This is a genomic window from Bacteroides sp. AM44-19 (assembly GCF_003603395.1).
GTDB classification, from domain to species: domain Bacteria; phylum Bacteroidota; class Bacteroidia; order Bacteroidales; family Bacteroidaceae; genus Bacteroides; species Bacteroides uniformis.
The window spans coordinates 20,307-43,038 of record NZ_QTNB01000018.1 but is presented as its reverse complement, the minus strand read 5'-3'; the positions used below and the strand labels follow the sequence as shown (position 1 = coordinate 43,038).

Sequence of the window (22,732 nt, the reverse complement as noted above, 5' to 3'; positions counted from 1 at the left end):
TTTAACGATTTACGATTTACGATTGAAAAATCTCGGGTTATAGCAATAGTAGCAGTATCAGTGCCAGCGTGCCCAGCAGGAATACAAATGTATATTGCTGGATGCGTCCGCTTTGCAGGCCGCGTATCTCTTCACTGGTAGCTTCAGCCCCCCAGGCAAGGAAGTTGAAGAAACCGTCGACCACGTGGCGGTCCCACCATGCAATGGGGTGGCAGATGCAGCCGAAGATGATGCGGTGGGTGATGAACTGGTAGACCTCGTCCAGATAGAAGCGGTGGTAAGCTGCTGTCCACAAGCCTTTGAAACGGTGTGCCAATGTATCGGCAACGGGTTGCCGGCTACCTGCATAGATGTAGGTGGCAATGGCTATGGAAACCACCGCTACGGCGATACTTGTACCTGCCACACTCCAATCCAGATGGATGTTATATGCTTCACCGTTGGAACTGATGAAGTGTCCGAAAGGAATGAAACCGGCAATTATCGTAACCACAGCAAGGAGCATCAGGGGCAGGGTCATCGCCAGAGGACTCTCGTGGGGGTGAGGCATGTGGCTGTCGCCCCCATCGCTTGCCGACTTTTGCCCCGGCTCTGAGCCGGCCCAAAAGATACCATAATAAAGACGGAACATATAGAATGCTGTCATACCTGCAATCACTGTCATAATCCATCCCATAGTGGGGCTGAACTGGAAGCATGCCGTCAGGATTTCATCTTTGGAGAAGAATCCGGAGAACGGAGGAATACCTGCAATGGCAAGGCAAGCGATGAGGAACGTGATATGCGTAATGGGCATATACTTCCGCAATCCGCCCATGACAGACATCTCGTTGCTGTGTACGGCATGGATGATGCTACCCGCTCCGAGGAACAGCAATGCCTTGAACATGGCGTGTGTGAACAAGTGGAACATGCCTGCCATGTAGCCCAGTCCCCCTTCGTGCGGGTCGGCCGATGTGCATACACCCAGTGCCACCATCATGAAACCGATTTGGGAGATGGTGGAGAATGCCAGTACACGCTTGATGTCGCTCTGCACACATGCCACACTGGCGGCATAGAATGCCGTGAAGGCTCCTACGTATGCCACGATGTGCAGCACGCTGGGAGCATATTCTATGAACAACGGGAACATGCGTGCCACCAGATAGACACCTGCAACCACCATCGTGGCGGCATGAATCAGTGCACTGACCGGCGTAGGACCTTCCATGGCATCGGGCAGCCAGATGTGCAACGGGAACATGGCACTCTTTCCGGCACCACCGATGAACATCAGTCCCAAGGCCAGCGGAATCATGGCCGCACCACCCTTTGCCAGCGCCATCTCATTAGGGCTGAAGGTGTATGTACCGGCATAATATCCATAGACGAGGATACCTATAAGGAATCCCAGGTCAGCAAAACGGGTCACGATAAACGCCTTCTTCGAAGCGGCAATAGCCGCCGGCTTCGTATAATAGAAGCCAATCAGCAGATAGGAGGACACGCCCACCAACTCCCAGAACAGATACATCTGGAAGATGTTCGTTGCTACTACCAGTCCGAGCATGGACATGGTGAAGAGCGACAAGAAGGCGTAGTAACGCTGGAAACCGCGTTCGCCCTTCATGTAACCGAAAGAGTATATGTGTACCAGCAGTGAAACGGTGCTGATGACTACGAGCATCATGACCGAAATCGGGTCGAGTAGAATGCCCATGTCGATACTGAGGCTTTCTGTGAAGGGCAGCCATTTGAAGTTATAGGGCATCAGCGTTTCGTACGTACCGTCGGCAAGGCGGGGAGCGCTGAAGTACATTCCTGCGGTGAGATAGGAGAGCACTGCGACCACACCCAGTGCCGTAGTTCCGATAAGGCCGGCAATGCGGTGTGACATCCATTTACCTCCAAGTCCCAGGGCGAGGAAAGAGAGGAAAGGGAGTAGAAGGATTAATATTGTATATTCCATATATACTATGTTTATCAATTATTACTATTCAAGAGACATCGCTTGGCGATTCTTGCTTTTACCACTTCATTTCATCCAGCTTGTTCACCTGGATGCTGCGGATGTTACGGTAGATGTTAATCATGATGGCAATGGCTACAGCCGTTTCGGCCGCCGAGATGGCGATGGAGAATAAAGAGAAGAAATATCCTTCCAGTCCTCCGGGGAATAGGAAACGGTTGAACACCGCAAAGTTGATGTCCGTGGCATTCAGTATCAGCTCGATGCTGATAAGTATTGCCAGTGTGTTGCGGCGGGTGAAGAACCCATAGATGCCTGCGAAGAACATGATAGCCGAAACTATCAGATAATATTCCATGTGTATCATAATTCTTATCTTTTACGTGCTATTAATAATCCGCCTACGATACATGCCAATAACAAGATGCTAACTGCTTCGAAGGGAAGCAGATAACCATACTTGTCACCGCTCAGCATGTGGTGACCGATGGTCTTGATGTTGACCTCCAAAGGCTCCACGTCGGTGGTGGCAATGAACTTATGCTTCAAAGTGATGAATACTACGATGATGGCACCGCCCACGGTGGCACCCAGTCCGGCAAGGAACCTGCTGCGCTTTAACTTCTCGATGACATCGCCTTCGCCACTGGTAAGCAGTATGGAGAAGACGTAGAGTACCACGATACCGCCGGCATAGACCATAATCTGCACGGAACCGAGGAAGGTGTAACCCAGCAGAAAGTAGATGCCTGCCGTACCGAAAAGTACGAACAGCAGGTAGGTGGCCGAGCGCACCATGCGGTGGGTCGTTACCGTCAAGATGGAAAATACGGTGATAAAGGCCGCAAGGAAGTAGAATACTACTGTTTCAAGAGTTATTTCCATGTTGTTTAATTACAAGTTACTATTAACGAATTACTTTGTTGTCTCTTCTTTGGGAGCAGCGGGTTTCTTTTTTTCTTCTACATGGCTGCCCGGACGGTTCAGCGTCATGACCAGTTTCGTGCGGTCGAACACTGCATGCTCAAAATCCTGGTCGAACGTGATGGCATCGTGAGGGCAGGCATTCACACAGAGTTGGCAGAACATGCACGAACCGAGGTCGTACTCGTACTTAGCCAATATCTTCTTTTTCTTGCCGTCTTCCGTTTCAACCATCTCGCCGGTCACCTTGATGGTGTCATTGGGACAAGCCATCTGGCACAAGCCGCAAGCCACACACCGATGTTCATTTTTATCATTATGGGGCATGGTCAGCGTGCCACGGAAACGGTCGGAGAGTTTCAATGTCGAGCGGTTTTCCGGATATTGTTCGGTAGTCTTTCGTCGGCAGAATACGGTCATGGTTGTCTTCATACCCGTCAGCAGAGAAGTGACGCCGTGTATGAGTCCGCCGATATAAGAGTTCTTTTCTTTCATTACTTTTGCCTTTATTAAAATTATCCGCAAGGAAATCTTGCTCCGGCGCTACGCCGGTTAGAAATGCAATTTAAATACTACAATTAGTACCATCAAAATCAAGTTCACCATAGAGATGGGTACCAGGTACTTCCACTCCAGATTCAGAATCTGGTCAATACGCAGGCGGGGGAAGGTCCACTTTATCCACATCAGCAGGAAGACTACGAAGAAGGCCTTTCCGAAGAACCATACAAATCCCGGAATGTAATCCATCACTGCGTTGAAGCCGTCCAGGCCTACGATGTGTAGCGGCATCCAGCCTCCCAGGAAGATGGTGGCTGCCACGGAGGCTACGATAAACAGATTCAAATATTCTGCCAGATAGAAGAATCCGAAGCCCATACCGCTGTATTCCGTATGGTATCCGGCAGTCAACTCGCTTTCGGCTTCGGGCAAGTCGAAGGGACCGCGGTTGGTTTCCGCATTTCCGGCAATGAGGTAGATGATGAAGGCTATCAATGCAGGGATATGTCCCTTGAAGATGAACCAGCCGTCAGCTTGTCCTTCTACTATTTCGGAGAACTGCATGGTTCCCATCAACACTACCATTGTCAGTATGCTCAATCCGCAGGACAACTCGTAGCTGATAATCTGCGCACCGCTTCGCATGGCTCCAATCAGCGAGAATTTATTGTTGGAACTCCAGCCTGCCAGCAGGATACCCACTACGCCGATACTCGATGCAGCCAGCAGGAAGAACACTCCTACATTGAAGTCCAATACCTCCAATCCCTTGTTGATGGGCAGGCAGGCAAATGTCAGGAAAGAAGCGATGATTACCATGAACGGTGCCAGATTGTAGAGGAACCGGTCAGAGAATTTCAAATCAATGATTTCCTTTGTCAACATCTTGATGACGTCGCAGGGCACTTGGAGCAATCCCCATTTCCCCACGCGCATCGGACCGAGGCGGCATTGGAAGAAGGCGCATATCTTACGCTCCATGTAAATCAGGATGATGGCAAGCACGGCATACATCAAGATGATGCATACGCCAATCACCACGCATTCGAGGAATATTGCCAGACCTTCCGGCATCAGGGAAGTCAGCATCTGGTGTATCCAGTTGGTTACTATACTAAAGTCAAACACGTTGTTCATTTACTATTTACAATTTACTATTTACAATTTACGAGGCGCTTTTTGATTTACAATTCACAATGTACAATTTACAATTTGGCTGCGCTGTAATTCCGCATGGTAAATTGTAAATTGTCAAATCGTAAATCCTTTTATCTGTCAATATCTGGTACTACATAATCCAATGTTCCGCCAATGGCAATAAGGTCGGCGATTTTAGCTCCGCGGCAAATCGTATTTACGGTCGATACCAATGGCAAGCCCGTACTGCGGAAATGCAGGCGGTAAGGCATCTTGTCGCCATGGCTTTCGAGGAAGACGCCGAACTCACCGCGGCTACCTTCTACGGCTGCATAATAAGTGCTTTCCGGTACGCGGATAATAGGTTTCATCTTTTCCTGGTAGGCTCCTTCCGGGATGTTGTCTATCAGTTGCTCGATAATCTTCAGGCTCTCCAGAATTTCATCCATACGGATAAGGTAGCGTGCCCATGAATCGCCTTCGGTGCGGATGATTTCTTTAAAGTCCACCTTGTCATATACGGCATATGGCATACGCTTACGCACGTCGCAGGCCCATCCGCTGGCGCGTCCGGTGCCTCCGGTAGCTCCAAAGGCGATGGCATCTTCCCGTGAGAGTATACCCACACCTTTCAGACGTTGCTGGGCAATGATGTTCCCGGTGAATACGTCGTGATATTCGTGTAGGATACCGCGGAGGTAGGGGATAAACTCCTTCACTTTCTTTACGAAGCCGGGAGCAATGTCTGCCTGCACGCCACCGATGGTGTTGTAGTTCATGATGAGGCGTCCGCCGCAAGTTTCCTCAAAGATGTCGAGTATCTTTTCGCGGTCGCGGAAACCGTAGAAGAAGGCCGTTAATGCACCCAGGTCCATAGCAAGACAAGAATAGAACAGCAGGTGAGAGTCTATTCGCTGCAACTCGTCCATGATGGTACGTATGTACTGCACGCGTTCGCTTACTTCCACGCCCATTGCCTTTTCGATACACATGCACAAGGCATGGCGGTTCTGGTGTGCGCCCAGGTAGTCCAGACGGTCGGTCAGAGCCAAGGTCTGCGGATAGGTCAGGCTTTCGCACATCTTCTCGATACCCCGGTGGATGTAGCCGCAGTTGGCATCAATCTTGTCGATGATTTCACCCTCCAATGATACACGGAAGCGCATTACGCCGTGGGTGGCCGGATGTTGGGGACCGATGTTCACCACATATTCCTCATCACCGAAAAGTTGCATCTCCTTATTTTTGATGCTACCGTCGGGATTCAGCTCCAATTCCATGGTAGTGTCCACCGTTTCTTCGTTGTCCATACGCAACGGATTATCTTTTTCCGGCTCATTGTCTTTACGCATGGGATAGCCTACCCAGTCATTGCGCAGATAGAGTCGGCGCATATCCGGATGACCGATGAAAACGATGCCGTAAAAGTCGTAGACTTCGCGCTCGTTGAAATCCGCAGCTTTCCAGATATCGCTGACGGAAGGAAGTTCGGGATGTTCCCGGTTTAGAGTGGCGGTGCGTACCGCTATCCGTTCGCCGGTAACAGTAGATTCCAACAGATAGACTACGCCGAGTCCGCGGGGGGTGTCCGGTGCGTCTTTCTCGTCGGGTATTCCCCAATCCATACCGCTGAGGCATTCCAGGAAGTCCATTTGTTTCTCTTTCCGCAGACGCAGCATTTCGTCGTGCAGGACTGAGGGCTCTATGTATTTTATTTCCATATTTTTAAGTACTGATTAGTGGTTCTCTTCTTTTCTGTTTACTCCACCGAAGTATTTCTCTATTTTCACTTTACGCTGCAATTGCATCATGCCGTAGTAGAATGCTTCCGGACGCGGAGGGCAACCGGGAATGTAGACATCCACCGGCAGAATCTTGTCCACACCGTTCACCACGTGATAGGATTTCTTGAACGGGCCTCCGCTGACGGCACAGCCGCCTACGGCTACTACATATTTCGGATCGGCCATCTGGTCGTAAAGACGTTTCAGAACGGGAGCCATCTTGTTGGTTATTGTTCCGCAAACCATAATCATGTCTGCCTGGCGCGGACTGGCACGGGCTACCTCGAACCCGAAGCGCGCCATATCGTAGCGGGCTGCGCCGAGGGCCATGAATTCGATACCGCAACAGCTGGTTGCAAACGTAAGAGGCCACAGTGAGTTGCTGCGTCCCCAGTTGACGAAGTCGTCCAGTACGCCAAGGGCGACATTGGCGCCTCCGGCATTAAGTTCCCGAACCAGTTTCTCCAACGTTTCGTTGTCTGTAAACTCCTCATAAGGGATAGATTTAATTTTCGGCTTCTTTGTTACTTCCATTCCAAAGCTCCTTTCCTCCAGGCATAAGCAAGGCCCAGAATCAATATAATCAGGAAAAATAAAACACTGAAAAGTCCTGCCACGCCAAGTTCGCGGGTGATGACTGCCCAAGGGAACAGAAATACCGTTTCCACTTCGAACATCAGGAACAAGATGGCAAACAGATAGTAACCTACCCGGAATTGCATCCACGATTTACCGCGGGTAGGGATACCACACTCGTACGGCTCCATCTTCTGTGCATTGTACGAACGGGGTGCTATCGCATTGGAGAGCGCGATGACGATACCCACGAAAGCGATTGCCGTCAATAAGACGACCACTAACAAAGTAAAGTTCATAAACCTGATAAGATTTTAGATATATAATAATAGATACATCGCACCGGAGGACAAAACCTCTGATTTGTTGTCCGGCGAGTCAGGGGCAAGCGTCTGCGCTTGCAGGCCTTCTAAATGATAATCTTTCTTAGCCCGAACACGTAATAGTTCGCGTCGGGTACGGGATGCGGAGACAGATTCAACAAACGGTCGCATTCCGGTGCATAGGCATGCTGCTGCATCTTGTAGATGTACATGCGCAGGAGTACGCTTTTGTTGGTTGGTACTTGCGTATGGTCCACATGCTCTATGCAGAGGGAGTTTGGTGAAAACAAGTCGTAGAACTTCTGGACTGCTTGTTGGGTGGTAGGAGCTTGTGACAGCGTACAGCATTCTGCTTGTCGGGTGGCAGGAACGCACAAAATATCTGCAGCTCCGGTTGCACTGTCGTGCAATAGGGCTGCAAAGATTATGATTAAACAGTATTTAATGCATTGCTTCATACCACAATTCTCTCTTTCAAGGGCGCAAAGATATAATAAGTATTGTTCAATTTGCTATCCCCGCATAACAAAAAATGATTATTTTTACACTTTTTATCCTAAATCAATTCCGTTTCCAGAAATCCGGTGTGAAAAGCAGCAGTACGGTAAATAACTCAAGACGACCCAGAAGCATTAAAAAGGATAACAGCCATTTAGCTGCATCGGGCAGGGCATTCCACGAATAGGCAGGTCCGGTTTCGCCTAACCCGGGTCCCATATTGCCGATACTGGAAATAACGCAACCCAACGATTCCGCAGTTCCTACTCCCATAGCCATCATCAGCAATGTACTGACGATGATGATAATCAGGTAGATGAAACAAAAAGCCAGTACGGTGGAGACTATGGAGGGAGGTATGACCTGCTTGTTTATCCGAATCGGAAGAACTGCATTGGGATGTAGGATATGCTTGAACTCATTTCGCGATACTTTGGTAAGAATCACCATGCGTATGCATTTCAGGCCGCCGGTGGTACTGCCTGCGCAAGCTCCCATCAGCATGATAATGGTAAACAGTCCCCAAAGTACGGGTGTCCATTTCATGTAGTCGTCTGTTGCAAAGCCGGTGGATGTCTGGAGGGAAATCACCTGGAACAGGGATTTACGGAAGGATTCTTCCATTCCCATGCGACTGGTATAATAGAGTACGAGCGCTATGATGGCGGTAAAGAGTATGACTGAACCGAAATAGAATTTCAGTTCGGCATTGCTGATGAACTTCTTGAATTTCCGGTTGACGAACAATAATAATAAGGTGAAGTTGATGCCGGAGATGAACATGAAGATGGAGATGACATATTCTATGTAAGGGGAACTATAGTGGGCGACGCTTGCCTGCTTGGTGGAAAAGCCGCCGGTGCCGGTAGTGGCAAAAGCATGACAGATGCTGTCGAACCAGTCCATACCTCCAAGCATCAGCAGGCCGACAAGCAGAGCGGTTATGCCGGCATAGATACTCCAAATCCATTTGGCGGTGATACCGATACGGGGATGAACCTTGTCATGTGTAGGGCCGCTTGCCTCGGCGGCGAACACCTGCAGGCCACTGACTCCGAAGATGGGAAGCACTGCAATGGTGAACATGATGATTCCCAAGCCGCCAATCCACTGTGTCATACTGCGCCAGAACAGTATTCCATGAGGAAGTGACTCGATGTCGTCCAAGATGGTGGCACCCGTACTGCTGAAACCGGACATGGTTTCGAAGAATGCATTGGCAATGTCGGGTATGTATCCGCCTATATAGAAAGGCAGCATTCCGAAAAGAGAGAATGCCACCCAGGCAAAGCTGACCAGTACATATCCGTCACGGCGCGTCAGTTGCCGTTCGCCTCCCTTGCCGAGAGCTGCCAGCAATAAGCCTACCCCTGCTGTGATGCCTCCTGCTTTCCAGAAATCGAGCATATCGCTTTCTCTGTAGTAGAAGGACACGCCCGAACAGACCAGAAACATGACTGTTTCCAACAATAGCAGAATACCGATAATCCGTATGATTGTCTTGAAGTTAATCATTTACCAACTACTCATTCTCAATTAGTTAAAGTATTTTTCGATTTTCTTAATCATCATGTTCAGGCAGAATACCACTACATGGTCACCCGGCTGTATCAGGGTGTTACCCATAACCACAACGCCTTCCCCCTGGCGGATAAGTCCGCCGATGGTGGCTCCTTTCGGGAGGCCGAGGTCTTTTACCGGATGTTTGGTAATCTTCGAGCCGGCCTTAACGGTAAATTCCGCTACATCGGCATTGGCAAAGGTCAGGCATTTCACGTTGCTGACGTCCGCATCCAGCATCATCTGGTAGATGTGGCTGGCAGCAATCATCTTTTTGTTGATGACGGTGCCGATGTCAAGGCTTTCGGCCATGCCTATGTAGTCGATGTTCTCCACTTCCGCTACGGTTTTGCTGACTCCCATGCGTTTGGCGGCAAGGCAGGCCAGGATATTAGTCTCCGAGTTGCCGGTCAAGGCAACGAAGGCTTCCGTATTTTTCAGTCCCTCTTCCACAAGCAGGTCCATATCCCGCCCGTCGCCATTGATAATCATGGTGCGGTCGTCAAGCAGCTCGGTCAGGCGGTTGCAGCGGTTCAGGTCGTTGTCCACGATTTTCACCTGCATGTAGTCCGGGACATATTGGGCGGTTCGTACGGCAATCCGGCTTCCACCCATAATCATCACGTTGCGCACATCGGCATAATCTTCCTTGCCGGCTATTTTGCGGATGTAGGGGACGTATTTTCGTGTGGTGGTAAAGTATACGATGTCATGTAGCTTGATGGTATCGTCACCACGGGGAATCAGTGTCTCGCTTCCCCGTTTGATGGCTACCACGTGATAGGGCAGCTCCGGTCCACCCAGTTCGTGGAGGGGGATGTTCAGTATCTCGGCTTTTTCGCGCATCTTGGTACCTATCAGTATCAAGGCTCCTCCGCAGAATTCCCACCATTGGCGTACCCAGCTCATGCGGATGGAAGATACGATTTCTTTGGCGGCAAGCATTTCCGGATAGATGAGTGAATCGACACCCAGCTTCTGGAAAAATTCCTTGTTTTTGGGCAGCAGGTATTCGTAGTTGTCAATACGGGCTACGGTCTTCTGTGCTCCCAGATTGTTGGCAAGCATGCATGCGGTCATGTTCCGGCTTTCATCGGGGGTGACGGCTATGAACAGGTCGGCTTCTCCCACTCCCACTTCTTTCAAGCCTTTTATGGAGGTAGGGGAGGCTGTAGCCGTCATCAAGTCGAAGTTAGAGTTCAGTGTGCTCAACTTCTCTTCGTTGTCGTCCATCAGAATGATGTCCTGCTTCTCGCGGGACAGCAACTTGGCCAAGTGTGTGCCTACTGCGCCGGCACCTGCAATAATTATTTTCACTTTTAGTTCGCTGATAGTTGGTAATTAATAGTTGACCTATGGGGTAAATGCTCAAACTGTCAATTTTCAACTATCAATTATCAATTGATTATAGATTCCTTCTTCGTCCATTCCGCAAAGATGGTGCAACTCTTGTATGGTGCCGTGTTCTATGAAGGCATCGGGTACACCGATACGTCTGAAATGGGGAATATAGTCATTGTCCGCCATGAACTCCAGTATGGCACTGCCCATTCCTCCTTTTTTGACACCGTCTTCTATGGTGACGACATGCTGGAAGTTGAGTCCCACCTCGTGCAGCAGGGCTTCGTCGAGCGGCTTGAGAAAACGCAGGTCGTAGTGGGCTATGGAGATTCCTTTGTCCTTCTCCGCACGCTCTATGGCACGTGCGGCCACGTTGCCTATGGGACCGAGGGTGATGACTGCCAGGTCTTTGCCTTCTTTCAGTCTGCGCCCTTTGCCTACGGGGATTTCTTCCAGCGGACATTTCCAATCCAGCAATACGCCGCGTCCGCGGGGATAGCGGATGACGAACGGACCTTGGTCCGGCAACTGTGCCGTGTACATCAGGCGGCGCAATTCATGTTCGTCCATCGGTGAAGATATGGTCAGGTTGGGAATCGGACGGAAATAGGCCAGGTCGAAAACTCCGTGGTGTGTCGGTCCGTCTTCTCCTACCAGTCCGGCGCGGTCCAGGCAAAGTACGACGGGGAGGCGGAGCAGGGCGATGTCATGGATGACATTATCGTATGCCCGCTGCATGAAGGAGGAGTAGATGTTGCAGAAAGGCTGCATTCCTTCTTTAGCCATACCGCCCGAGAAAGTGGCTGCATGCCCTTCGGCAATACCCACATCGAAGGCACGGTCGGGCATGGTGTCCATCAGCTTGTTCATAGAGCAGCCGGTGGGCATGGCGGGGGTTACTCCGACGATTTTCGGATTTTCCTTTGCCAGTTCTACCAGCGTTTCCCCAAACACGTCCTGGAAAAGCGGAGGCAAATTGCTGGTATCCGCCTTGAGGCGTTCTCCGGTTTCCGGATCGAACTTGCCCGGTGCATGCCAGATATCGGGATTCTTCTCGGCAGGTTCGAATCCTTTTCCTTTCACAGTGTGCAGATGCAGTATTTTCGGTCCCTGCATATCTTTGATGTCCCGCAGGACACGGGCTATGTTTTTCACATCGTGTCCATTGATAGGGCCGAAGTAGCGGATGTTCATCCCTTCAAAGATATTCTGCTGCTGGGCGGCCATTGATTTCAGGCTGTTGGCGAAGCGAATCAGCGCTTTGCGGCGGTCCTCGTTCAAAAGTCCCATTTTGAACAGCAGTCTGGATGTCTTGAAGCGCAGCTGGTTATAGCGGTTGCTGGTAGTCAAGTTGAAAAGGTACTGCTTCATGCCGCCTACACTTCTGTCTATCGACATATCATTGTCGTTGAGAATGATAAGAAGGTTGTTAGGGGTAGACGAAGCGTTGTTCAGTCCTTCGAAAGCCAGGCCGCCGCTCATGCTTCCATCACCGATGACGGCGACCACATGGCGGTCTTTCTCGCCTTTTTCGGCAGCGGCAACAGCCATGCCAAGAGCGGCGGAGATTGAATTTGACGCATGTCCGCAGGTGAATGTGTCATAATCGCTTTCCTCTGGTGAGGGAAAAGGACGAACTCCCTTGAATTTACGGTTGGTGGAGAATGCTTCACGGCGTCCGGTCAGTATCTTGTGCCCGTACGCCTGATGGCCTACATCCCAGACTATGCGGTCGTACGGAGTATTGAATACGTAGTGCAAGGCAACGGTCAGCTCTACCGTGCCCAGGCTGGCAGCGAAATGTCCGGGGTTACACGAAACCTCCTTTATAATGTCTTGCCTCAATTCTTTACAGACTTCAGGAAGCTCTTCTACGCTGAGTTGGCGTAAATCCTCGGGAAATGTAATGGTGTTAAGCAAGTTATATGTTGTTGGTTCTGTTCTCATTTCTAATCTGAAGATTACAAAATGCAAAAATAGCAAAAGAAAACGGATGGCGGGAAGTTTTAGAAGGAAAAAAAGCCTCTTTTGTTCACTTCTGTTTTTACTTTCTCTTTGCATACGCCATATTTCTCGTTCAGCCTGCCTATGGTTAAGGGAAAAGATGCCTGATAGTAAATCGTTCCTCCATGGAGAAAATATTGTTCCATCCTAGGGGAAAAATCGTTCCACCATGGTGGAACGATTTTTTCTCCATATAGGAATGATTTAATTTTGGTAGGCAAAGATATTAATCCTTTCAAAGATTGACTTGTACTCTCGTATGTGTGCATCTATGATAAGATATGCTTTAAATTTAATGTTTGTTGAAAAATGTAACTTAATAAATTATTTATTGCAACTTTTTTGAGATTTTGGTTGTTATCTGATATAGTATTATGTATATTTGCGAAGTAGAATATGTCCTATTTATCAATATGTTATACAATTTTGAGTTGTATATAATGATATTCTTAATTGTAATATGTGTCGGCATGGGGCGTAATCACGAATTGTTAAATGAATAAACAATGAATGATATGAAGAAAAAGCTCAACTTTGGAATTTTGGCTATTATGGGCGTAGTGGTATTTTCCGCTTGCGGTTCTGATAGCGATTTGTTCGACCCGGAAAAGGCGGCGGCTAAGAAAGAGGCACAGTATGCATCGGCTTTCGTGCAGAAGTATGGAGAAATTGCAGTTGATCAGGATTGGGGATTTGGGGCAACACCGACAACGCGTGTTGCTAACACTAATAGCAATCAATGGAAAGATTTTACGGAAGTACCCGAGGGTATTACGGCTACAGAAAAAGAAGTGGTTACGGAATGGTTTAAAACACATCAGAATCCACAATCCATTGGTGTGGATTGGACCGACTTTTTTGTTCAACATGTAAGTGGCTCACACTCTAATATGGATTTTTTGGTTGCAGCATCAGATGACCATGTCAATAATTTTAATGCTACTGAGGGGGCTATAATGCTAATGCAGAATAGTGGAACGTCTTCTTTTGGCTATAGGGCTTCTCTGGATGGTAAAATGCACTATAATTATACTATACAATATATTGGGGGTGCTTATTATGTGGGATTTGACTTTGAAGCTACCGGACAGAACCCAAATCAACAAGTGGATGCAGATGGGTATTATAGTGATTGGATTGTGAAGATCTCTCCGGCCGTATATACGAATGCGTACAGAATCATAGCAGAAGACCTTGGAGACAGTGATGATTTTGACTTCAACGATGTCGTGTTTGATGTAGCGACCAATGGGGGAGCAACTATCATTACCCTGCAGGCTGCGGGTGGTACTTTGCCTTTGTATATTGAGGTAGGCGGTGATAGCCGTGAAGTTCATGGACTCTTTGGCGTTTCTAATACTACAATGGTAAATACAGGTGCTGGGGCAACTAAGGCTCCGGTGATGTACAGAGTTGACGGTACCGGTGCCGTAAATGTCAAAGTGGAAGGTCAAAATGCTGAAGTATATACACTGAAAGCGGAGATAGGTAAAGCGCCGCAGAAGATACGTGTAGAGACAAGATATGAATGGACTGCTGAACGTCAGGATATTAATGATAAATATCCAGGTTTTGCAGATTGGGTGGCTGATCCTACGGCTAATTGGTATTAATAGAACATATAGTATTTTTATTTAAGGCAGATGATATAATGAAAGGTTATATCACCTGCCTTTTTATGTTTCGACCGTTATATATTGAAATTTACTATCTTTGTGGCGTAGCAAGCAGTTGGTACATCATTTTTTTCGAGAAAGTGAATGGTTTATTTATTCCGAGCTTATGAATCTTTATACGCCTGTAGAAGTAGTTTCCAGTATGCCCCTTCTTTCGCAAGAGAATAATCTGTTGCTGATGGGTTCTTGTTTTGCGTCCGAGATGGGGCAAAGGCTGGCGGATGCCAAGTTCCGTTGTGACGTCAATCCTTATGGTGTGCTTTATAATCCGTTTTCCATTTCTGCGGCATTGCGTGAAATCATTGCGGGCAGATGCTACAATGAAAACGATATTTTCCTCTTTCATGAACTTTGGCATAGTGCCATGCATCATGGTAGTTTTTCCTCAGTCTCTGCAGAGGAAACATTGGCAGGCATTAACGGGCGTTTGAAAAGCGCCCATGAAAGGCTGGACCGGTTGGATTGTCTGCTGCTGACTTTCGGATCTGCCTGGGTTTATGAAAATAAAAAGACGGGAACTGTAGTTGCCAACTGTCATAAGCAACCTGAGTCCTGCTTTACCCGCCGTATGCTTTCTGTCTGTGAAATAGTATCTGACTACACCTCTTTGCTTTCTGGCTTGCTGGCGCGGATTCCCCGGCTGAAAGTATTGTTCACCGTCAGCCCCATCCGCCACGTGCGTGACGGAATGCATGCCAACCAGCTCAGTAAAGCTACCCTGCTACTTGCCGTGAACCAGTTGCAAGCCACTTTCCCGGAACATGTTTTCTATTTTCCGGCTTATGAGCTGCTGCTCGACGAGCTTCGTGACTATCGCTTCTATGCAGAAGACATGGTGCATCCTTCCGAAACAGCCATTCGCTATGTCTGGGAACGGTTTACCCGGTCGTGCATCTCTGCCGATGCGTTACGGATTATGGAAGAAAGTGAAAATATCCGTAAGATGTTGTCACATAAGCCATTTTATCCCGCTTCAGAAGAGTATAAGCGTTTTTTAGGACAAATTGTGTTAAAAATAGACCAACTTAACGGAAAATACCCGTACTTAGATTTCCAAAAAGAGAGAGAAATATGTCGTATTCGATTGAAAGCATAACCGAAAGTATTGGCGCACGGCGTATGGGAAACGCGCCGGCTACCATAGACTGGCTGCTCACTGACAGCCGTTCCCTGAATTTTCCTGAGGAAACATTATTCTTTGCCTTGACCACCAAGAGGAATGACGGTGCGCGCTATATTGCAGATTTATATGCCCGTGGAGTACGTAATTTTGTGCTTAGCGAAGAAAGCTTTAGATTAATGGACAATGGACAATTGACAATTGACAATGCTATGCAGCGTGATGATGCGCAGTCAATTGTCAATTATCTCATTGTTCCCAACCCGCTGAAAGCCTTGCAAAAACTGGCGGAACAGCATCGGAACCGGTTCCAGATACCGGTCATCGGTATTACGGGAAGCAACGGTAAGACTGTTGTGAAGGAATGGCTGCACCAGTTGCTCAGTCCGGAACGTGCCATTATCCGTTCTCCCCGCAGTTATAACTCCCAGATTGGAGTGCCTTTGTCTGTGTGGCAGATGAACGAACAGTCCGAACTTGCTATTTTTGAAGCCGGTATTTCCGAGCCGGGGGAAATGCGTGCTTTGCAGAACATTATCAAGCCTACCATAGGTATCCTGACCAATATAGGAGGGGCTCACCAGGAAAATTTCTTCTCGTTGCAGGAGAAATGCATGGAGAAGCTGACGCTTTTCAAGAATTGTGATGTAGTGATTTATAATGGTGACGATGAGTTCGTCAGCAACTGTGTGGCGAAGTCCATGCTGTCTGCACGTGAGATTGCGTGGAGCCGGAAAGATATGGAACGTCCTCTATATATAAGTAAGGTGGAGAAACGGGATGACTGTACTGTCATTTCCTATCGCTATCTGGATATGGATAATACGTTTACTCTACCGTTCATAGATGATGCTTCCATCGAGAATTCGCTGAACTGCCTGGCCGCATGCCTCTATCTGATGCTTCCTGCCGAACAGATTACAGAACGTATGGCAAGGCTAGAACCCATCGCCATGCGGCTGGAAGTCAAGGAGGGAAAAAACAACTGTCTGTTGATTAACGACAGTTATAATTCTGACCTTGGCTCATTGGATATTGCACTCGATTTTCTTTACCGCCGTTCGCAAAGTAAGGGATTGAGGCGGACTTTGGTTCTTTCGGATATATTGGAGACCGGTCAGAACACGCCGACACTTTACCGACAAGTGGCACAGCTGGTAAACAGCCGTGGCATTGAACGCATCATAGGTGTAGGAAATGAAATATCTTCCTGCGCTGCACGCTTTAATATAGAGAAGACCTTTTATCCGGATACAGCGGCCTTGATACGTGCCATTCAGCGTGGGGAACTTCGCCTTGAAAACGAAATAATTCTGATTAAGGGTGCACGTAAGTTCGGTTTTGACTCCTTGACGGAAGTATTGGAGAAGAAGGTGCACGAAACCATTCTGGAGGTTAATCTTGGAGCGATGATTGCCAATCTGAACTATTATCGTGGCAAGCTGAAGCCGGAAACAAAGATGGTCTGCATGGTGAAAGCCTCCGCTTACGGTGCAGGTTCTTACGAGATAGCCAAGACTTTGCAGGAACATCATGTCGATTATCTTGCCGTGGCGGTTGCCGACGAAGGCTCCGAACTCCGCAAAGCGGGCATCACTGCGAATATCATTATCATGAATCCTGAGATGACTGCTTTCAAGACCATGTTCGATTACAAGCTGGAGCCCGAAGTATATAGCTTCCATCTGCTGGACGCTTTGATTAAAGAAGCGGAAAAGGAAGGTATCACAAACTTCCCCATCCACATAAAGCTGGATACCGGTATGCACCGCCTGGGGTTTGCTCCGGAGGATATGCCCCGGCTGATAGAACGGCTGAAGGGACAGAATGCCGTGATTGCCCGTTCCGTCTTCTCGCATTTGGTAGGGAGCGATTCGCAACAATTCGACAGTTTTACACGCCGGCAGATAGAAATGTTCGAGAAAGCGTCCATGGAATTGCAGGAGGCTTTTCCGCATAAGATACTTCGCCATATCTGCAATTCCGCAGGTATCGAGCGTTTCCCGGGGGCGCAATTCGATATGGTGCGCCTGGGTATCGGCCTCTATGGTGTCAATCCCATAGACAATTCCATTATGAATAATGTGAGCACGTTGAAGACTACCATCCTCCAGATACGTGATGTTCCCGAAGAGGATACGGTGGGGTATAGCCGGAAAGGGCATCTCACCCGTCCGTCGCGTATAGCGGCTCTTCCCATCGGTTACGCCGACGGCCTGAACCGCCATCTTGGAAATGGACATGCCTATTGTCTTGTAAACGGCCAACGGGCAGCCTATGTAGGGAATATCTGCATGGATGTCTGTATGATTGACGTGACGGACATCGATTGCAAGGAGGGTGACAGTGTGGAAATTTTTGGTGACCATCTGCCTATAACCGTTCTTTCCGATGTACTCGAAACTATTCCTTATGAGGTGTTGACAAGCGTTTCTACACGGGTAAAACGTATTTATTATCAAGACTGAAGATAGGGGGCAGGGATTAGGGATTAGGGATTGCGATAAAATTAATCCTTAATCCTTAATCCCTAATCCTTAATTTTCCTATCTTTGCACTATAATTAATCAGATATAACTATGACAAACTTACTTTTATTAGGCTTTCTGCCCAGCGGTTCCGAATGGATAATTATTGCATTGGTCATCTTGCTGTTGTTTGGTGGTAAGAAAATTCCCGAATTGATGCGTGGTTTGGGCAAAGGAGTGAAGAGCTTCAAGGATGGCGTGAATGAAGCCAAAGAAGAGATAAACAAGGCTCAGGAAGATTTGGATAAACCGGCTGAAAAGAAATAAAGGAACAAGGGTATTTATTATTTGACAATTTACTATTTACTATTTGATACTCTGAGAAGTTCAGGAGTATGGGTAGGCTTGTTGCCTTTTCCACAGCGCAGCCCAAATAGTAAATTGTCAAATAGTAAATCCCCACAGCGCAGCCCAAATAGTAAATAGTAAATTGTCAAATAGTAAATCCCTTTATGTCAGAAAAAGAACTAACCTTTTGGGACCACTTGGACGAGTTGCGCCGGGTGTTGTTTCGTGTACTCGGTGTGTGGTTTGTATTGGCTATCGGTTATTTTATTGCCATGCCTTATCTGTTTGACAATGTGATATTGGCTCCTTGCCATAACGACTTCATTTTCTATGACTTGCTGCGCTGGATAGGGCAGAGACTGGACTTGCAGGATGAATTCTTTACCCAGGAGTTTCATGTGAAGCTCGTCAATATCAATCTTGCCGCACCGTTCTTTGTCCACATGTCTACCGCTTTCTGGATGTCGGTGGTAACGGCTGCTCCTTATATTTTCTATGAAATCTGGCGCTTTGTAAGCCCTGCACTCTATCCAAACGAGCGTAAAGGGGTGAGGAAAGCGCTGGGTATAGGTACGGTGATGTTCTTTATCGGTGTGTTGCTGGGGTATTTTATGGTCTATCCGCTGACATTGCGTTTCCTTTCCACTTATCAATTGAGCGCAGCCATCGAGAATCAAATTTCCCTGAACTCGTACATCGACAATTTCATGATGTTGGTGCTTTGCATGGGACTGGCATTCGAACTGCCGCTGGTGACATGGCTGCTTTCCCTGCTGGGACTGGTGCACAAGACCTTTTTGCGGAAATACCGCCGTCATGCTGTTGTCATCATTGTTATTGCCTCGGCCATCATTACTCCGACCGGTGACCCGTTTACCTTGACAGTAGTGGCGGTGCCGCTTTATCTGCTCTATGAGTTGAGTATCCTGATGATAAAGGATAAAAAGACTGATGATGAAGCGGAAGAAGTGGAGACAGAGGAATGATGGATTGTGAAGTAAAGGAATATTTTAGTATATTGCTGGAAGCCTGCCACGTTGAGGAAATCTCCTTGGACGTGGCCTATCGGCAATTGCGCGAGTTGCTGGAGCGTTTGTGCCGTACACAGATGCCCGACGGCAGCTTGCAGATGACGGACCTTTCTGCACGTATCAGTTTCGTGGCTTCGAAGGCCGGACTTTCCACCGTGGAACAGAACCGTCTGCATACCTTCCGGCTGACCTCCAATGCTATTCTGAACCGCCAGGCGGAACCGCAACGTGAACAGTTGTTGCGTGATGCCAAGACACTGGCATTCTTTGTCAAGCGCTTGACGGGGGAGGAGATACCTGCCGAACTTTATCGCCTGCTACCTCGTGCGGATGCCACCTATATAGTGGCACCGCCCGCCAAAGAACGGATAAAGCGCATGCGCGTCTGTTTTCAGTATGCCGATGATACTTATTTATATGTACTGCCCGTAGACACTGTAGCCGATGAGCCGTTGCGTGTCCGTTATAATGTACCTCAGATTAATGAAGAGTTTGCAGAAACCTGCCGGATTCTGTGGCGGCATGCCCAGGTCAATCTGCTGGATGTTACGGTGGACGAAGTCGGCATACTCACCCCTTCCTTTATTATACTTGAGCCCGATTACTTGATAGACATCAGTTCGCTTGCCGAATGCTTCAAGGATTACGGGCATCATCCTGCCAACTATATTCTGGCACGGCTCCAGTCGCCAGACAATACCCGTCCGTTACTGTTGGGTAATATTGCTAACCTCTTTCTGGACGAATGGATTCATGCCAAGGAGGCACCCGATTATTTGGCATGCATGAAGAAGGCCTTCCGTTCTTATCCCATCGAGCTGGCAGCATGTGCCGACCTGCGCGACCGGGAGAAGGAAGCCGAATTCTTTTCCGATTGCAAGCGCCATTTCGACAATATCCACCGGACGGTGACAGAAACATTCCGTGCATCCGGCTATGAACTCGATAGGACTGATGCCGTGCTGGAACCCTCTTACATCTGTGAAGCATTGGGTTTGCAAGGGCGTCTGGACTACATGCAGCGGGATATGACCTCGTTCATTGAAATGAAGTCCGGTAAGGCGGACGAGTATTCCATCCGTGGTAAGGTGGAGCCTAAAGAAAACAATAAGGTGCAGATGTTGCTCTATCAGGCTGTGTTGGAGTATTCTATGGGAATGGACCATCGACGTGTAAAGGCTTATCTGCTCTATACCCGTTATCCGTTGCTTTATCCGGCGCGTCCTTCGTGGGCAATGGTGCGCCGTGTGATGGATGTGCGTAACCGGATTGTAGCCAATGAATATGGCATCCAGTTACGGAATAGCCCACAGTATACGGCAGAGCGCCTGAAAGACATCCATCCGGATACCTTGAATGAGCGCGGTTTGGACAATACCTTGTGGAAACGCTTCCTTTGCCCCTCCATCGATGCCGTAGCGCAACGCATCCGTTCGCTTTCGTCGTTGGAACAAAGCTATTTTTATACGCTCTATAACTTTATAACCAAGGAACTCTATACCTCCAAATCTGGAGATGTGGATTATGAAGGACGTACCGGTGCTGCCGCCCTCTGGCTTTCCACACTGGCTGAGAAATGTGAGGCAGGTGAAATTCTGTACGATTTGGCTATTTGCGAGAATCATGCGGCAGATGCGCATAAACCGTATTTGTCACTCAGAACGAAGCAAATGGTTGCTTCCCGGCAGGAGCGGGTTCTGCCCAATTTCCGTCAGGGTGATGCGGTGGTTCTTTACGAACGGAATACGGATACCGACAACGTTACCAACAAGATGGTGTTTAAAGGTAATATAGAGTGCATATCCGATGACGAGGTTTGTATCCGTCTTCGTGCCACCCAGCAGAATGCGGGTGTATTGCCTGCTGCTAGCCTTTATGCCATAGAGCACGACTATATGGACACCTCCTTTCGTAGCATGTATCTGGGACTTTCCGCTTTCCTTTCTGCCACTCAAAGACGGCGTGATTTGTTGTTGGGGCAGCGCCCTCCCGAGTTCGATGCTTCTTTGGATACTGGTATTGCGACCGCTCCGGATGATTTTTCGCGGATTATTCTGAAAGCGCAGGCTGCTCGCGACTATTTCCTTTTAATCGGTCCGCCGGGTACTGGCAAGACCTCTCGCGCGCTGCGGGGCATGGTAGAAGCCTTTTACCGGGAGGGGAAACAGATTCTACTGCTTTCGTATACCAATCGTGCTGTAGATGAAATCAGTAAGGCGCTGGCTTCCATTGAGCCTGAAATAGACTTTATCCGTTTAGGCAGTGAGTTGTCTTGCGATGACTCATTCCGCCCGTATCTGATTGAGAATGTGTTGGAACCTTGTGCCACTCGGCGGCAGGTGCAGGAGCGCATTGCCCGTTGCCGTGTTTTTGTCGGTACGGTTGCCACGCTTTCTTCCAAGACCGAACTTTTCCGGTTGAAGACTTTTGATGTAGCGATTGTGGATGAGGCTACCCAAATTTTGGAACCACAACTGCTGGGGTTACTCTGTACCCGCAATCCCGCAGGCGCGGATGCCATCGGCAAATTTATTTTGATAGGTGACCATAAGCAGCTACCCGCAGTGGTCTTGCAGTCGTCCGAGCAGTCGGAAGTGTGTGACGAAGCTTTGCAGGCTATCGGATTGTATAATTTGAAAGATTCCCTTTTCGAACGCCTTTATAGGAATCTCTCCAAGGAAAGTGCCAATCGCCAGGCATCAACCTCTCATTCTTCATCTTTTATCCCTCATCCCTCCTACGACATGCTCTGCCGTCAGGGTCGTATGAATATCGAGGTAGCTTTGTTTCCTAACCGGGCTTTTTACGGTGGTCTGTTGGAACCGGTTGGTCTGCCGCACCAGCAGGGAGAGCTGATTCTTGCTCCTGAGCTGTGTGATTGTGAGTTTGCCGGCTTGCTGACTCGTCGTGTCGCTTTTCTGCCTGCCGCAGTCGAACCGCCGGCACAGTCGGCCAAGATGAACCATTCGGAGGCGCGGATTGTGGCACGGTTGGCAGCGGCTATCTATCGGCAGTATGCAGCTGTTTCCGGTTTCAACCCGGCTGTCACTTTAGGTGTCATCACTCCTTATCGCAGTCAGATAGCCTTGATTAAGAAAGAGATTGCTGCTTTGGGTATTGCTCCTTTGGAGGATATATTGGTAGACACCGTGGAACGCTTCCAAGGTAGCGAACGGGATGTTATTATCTACTCTTTCTGTGTGAACCGGGCTTATCAGTTGAAGTTTCTGGCAAATATGACGGAGGAAAACGGTACTCGGATTGACCGGAAATTGAATGTTGCCCTTACTCGTGCCCGCAGGCAGATGTTTATGACAGGAGTGCCGCAACTATTGAAACTTAATCCTATTTATGCCGAGCTCTTGTCTGTAGTTTGCCATTCGTAACCGTCTTATTTAGTAAATCTTAAATATTTTCTGCTTCTTTATAGAGTTTATTAATAACGCTGTGTGAGATAAACCATTATCTTTGCATCACGTTTTTTTCATAG

At 48.4% G+C, this 22,732-nt stretch carries 18 protein-coding genes; 6 read left to right on the top strand and 12 right to left on the bottom strand.

Annotated elements, in window-relative coordinates:
- Positions 1-37: 37 nt before the first annotated feature.
- The 12 genes from nuoL to dxs form a co-directional block, all read right to left on the bottom strand.
- Entirely contained in the window at positions 38-1,951 is a 1,914-nt protein-coding gene (nuoL, locus tag DW947_RS18480) for an NADH-quinone oxidoreductase subunit L (RefSeq protein ID WP_119958602.1), read from the bottom strand.
- A gap of 58 nt (positions 1,952-2,009) precedes the next feature.
- Positions 2,010-2,318: an NADH-quinone oxidoreductase subunit NuoK gene (gene nuoK, locus DW947_RS18475; protein ID WP_005823972.1), complete on the bottom strand. Its 309-nt coding sequence runs from the start codon at positions 2,316-2,318 to the stop codon at positions 2,010-2,012.
- Positions 2,319-2,323: 5 nt separating this feature from the next.
- Entirely contained in the window at positions 2,324-2,836 is a 513-nt protein-coding gene (locus DW947_RS18470) for an NADH-quinone oxidoreductase subunit J (protein WP_005823970.1), read from the bottom strand.
- A gap of 30 nt (positions 2,837-2,866) precedes the next feature.
- Positions 2,867-3,370 carry a 4Fe-4S binding protein gene (locus DW947_RS18465; protein ID WP_119958601.1) on the bottom strand — a complete coding sequence of 168 codons (504 nt, stop codon included), beginning with the start codon at positions 3,368-3,370 and terminating at the stop codon, positions 2,867-2,869.
- A gap of 57 nt (positions 3,371-3,427) precedes the next feature.
- Positions 3,428-4,504: an NADH-quinone oxidoreductase subunit NuoH gene (gene nuoH, locus DW947_RS18460; protein ID WP_009037156.1), complete on the bottom strand. Its 1,077-nt coding sequence runs from the start codon at positions 4,502-4,504 to the stop codon at positions 3,428-3,430.
- 140 nt (positions 4,505-4,644) lie between these two features.
- Positions 4,645-6,234 (bottom strand): NADH-quinone oxidoreductase subunit D, encoded by a 1,590-nt coding sequence (locus DW947_RS18455; protein ID WP_119958600.1) that lies wholly within the window; start codon positions 6,232-6,234, stop codon positions 4,645-4,647.
- A gap of 15 nt (positions 6,235-6,249) precedes the next feature.
- Complete coding sequence (locus tag DW947_RS18450) at positions 6,250-6,831, bottom strand: NADH-quinone oxidoreductase subunit B (RefSeq protein ID WP_005823959.1); 582 nt, start codon at positions 6,829-6,831, stop codon at positions 6,250-6,252.
- The gene (locus DW947_RS18445) at positions 6,822-7,172 is read right to left on the bottom strand and encodes an NADH-quinone oxidoreductase subunit A (RefSeq protein ID WP_005823956.1); all 351 of its coding nucleotides are present in this window, start codon (positions 7,170-7,172) and stop codon (positions 6,822-6,824) included. The genes DW947_RS18450 and DW947_RS18445 overlap by 10 nt, the downstream gene beginning before the upstream one ends.
- Positions 7,173-7,282: 110 nt before the next feature.
- Complete coding sequence (locus DW947_RS18440; protein WP_005823953.1) at positions 7,283-7,654, bottom strand: hypothetical protein; 372 nt, start codon at positions 7,652-7,654, stop codon at positions 7,283-7,285.
- 103 nt (positions 7,655-7,757) lie between these two features.
- Positions 7,758-9,209, bottom strand: coding sequence for a TrkH family potassium uptake protein (locus tag DW947_RS18435; RefSeq protein WP_119958599.1), 1,452 nt, complete (start codon positions 9,207-9,209; stop codon positions 7,758-7,760).
- Positions 9,210-9,230: 21 nt separating this feature from the next.
- The gene (gene trkA, locus DW947_RS18430) at positions 9,231-10,571 is read right to left on the bottom strand and encodes a Trk system potassium transporter TrkA (protein WP_005835221.1); all 1,341 of its coding nucleotides are present in this window, start codon (positions 10,569-10,571) and stop codon (positions 9,231-9,233) included.
- 66 nt (positions 10,572-10,637) lie between these two features.
- The gene (gene dxs, locus DW947_RS18425) at positions 10,638-12,542 is read right to left on the bottom strand and encodes a 1-deoxy-D-xylulose-5-phosphate synthase (RefSeq protein ID WP_117877857.1); all 1,905 of its coding nucleotides are present in this window, start codon (positions 12,540-12,542) and stop codon (positions 10,638-10,640) included.
- Between the two features lie 572 nt (positions 12,543-13,114).
- On the opposite strand from dxs, the gene DW947_RS18415 reads away from it, so the two are divergent.
- The 6 genes from DW947_RS18415 to DW947_RS18385 all read left to right on the top strand — a co-directional run bounded on the left by DW947_RS18415 (position 13,115) and on the right by DW947_RS18385 (position 22,628).
- Entirely contained in the window at positions 13,115-14,212 is a 1,098-nt protein-coding gene (locus DW947_RS18415) for a hypothetical protein (RefSeq protein ID WP_022402334.1), read from the top strand.
- Positions 14,213-14,381: 169 nt separating this feature from the next.
- The gene (locus DW947_RS18405) at positions 14,382-15,371 is read left to right on the top strand and encodes a GSCFA domain-containing protein (protein WP_009037151.1); all 990 of its coding nucleotides are present in this window, start codon (positions 14,382-14,384) and stop codon (positions 15,369-15,371) included.
- Entirely contained in the window at positions 15,347-17,863 is a 2,517-nt protein-coding gene (locus DW947_RS18400; RefSeq protein ID WP_005835226.1) for a bifunctional UDP-N-acetylmuramoyl-tripeptide:D-alanyl-D-alanine ligase/alanine racemase, read from the top strand. Before DW947_RS18405 ends, DW947_RS18400 begins: the two co-directional genes overlap by 25 nt.
- A 111-nt stretch (positions 17,864-17,974) precedes the next feature.
- Entirely contained in the window at positions 17,975-18,190 is a 216-nt protein-coding gene (locus tag DW947_RS18395) for a twin-arginine translocase TatA/TatE family subunit (protein WP_005823939.1), read from the top strand.
- Between the two features lie 185 nt (positions 18,191-18,375).
- Positions 18,376-19,197 carry a twin-arginine translocase subunit TatC gene (tatC, locus tag DW947_RS18390; RefSeq protein ID WP_005835227.1) on the top strand — a complete coding sequence of 274 codons (822 nt, stop codon included), beginning with the start codon at positions 18,376-18,378 and terminating at the stop codon, positions 19,195-19,197.
- Positions 19,197-22,628, top strand: coding sequence for a DEAD/DEAH box helicase (locus DW947_RS18385; RefSeq protein ID WP_165859477.1), 3,432 nt, complete (start codon positions 19,197-19,199; stop codon positions 22,626-22,628). The genes tatC and DW947_RS18385 overlap by 1 nt, the downstream gene beginning before the upstream one ends.
- Positions 22,629-22,732 lie beyond the last annotated feature (104 nt).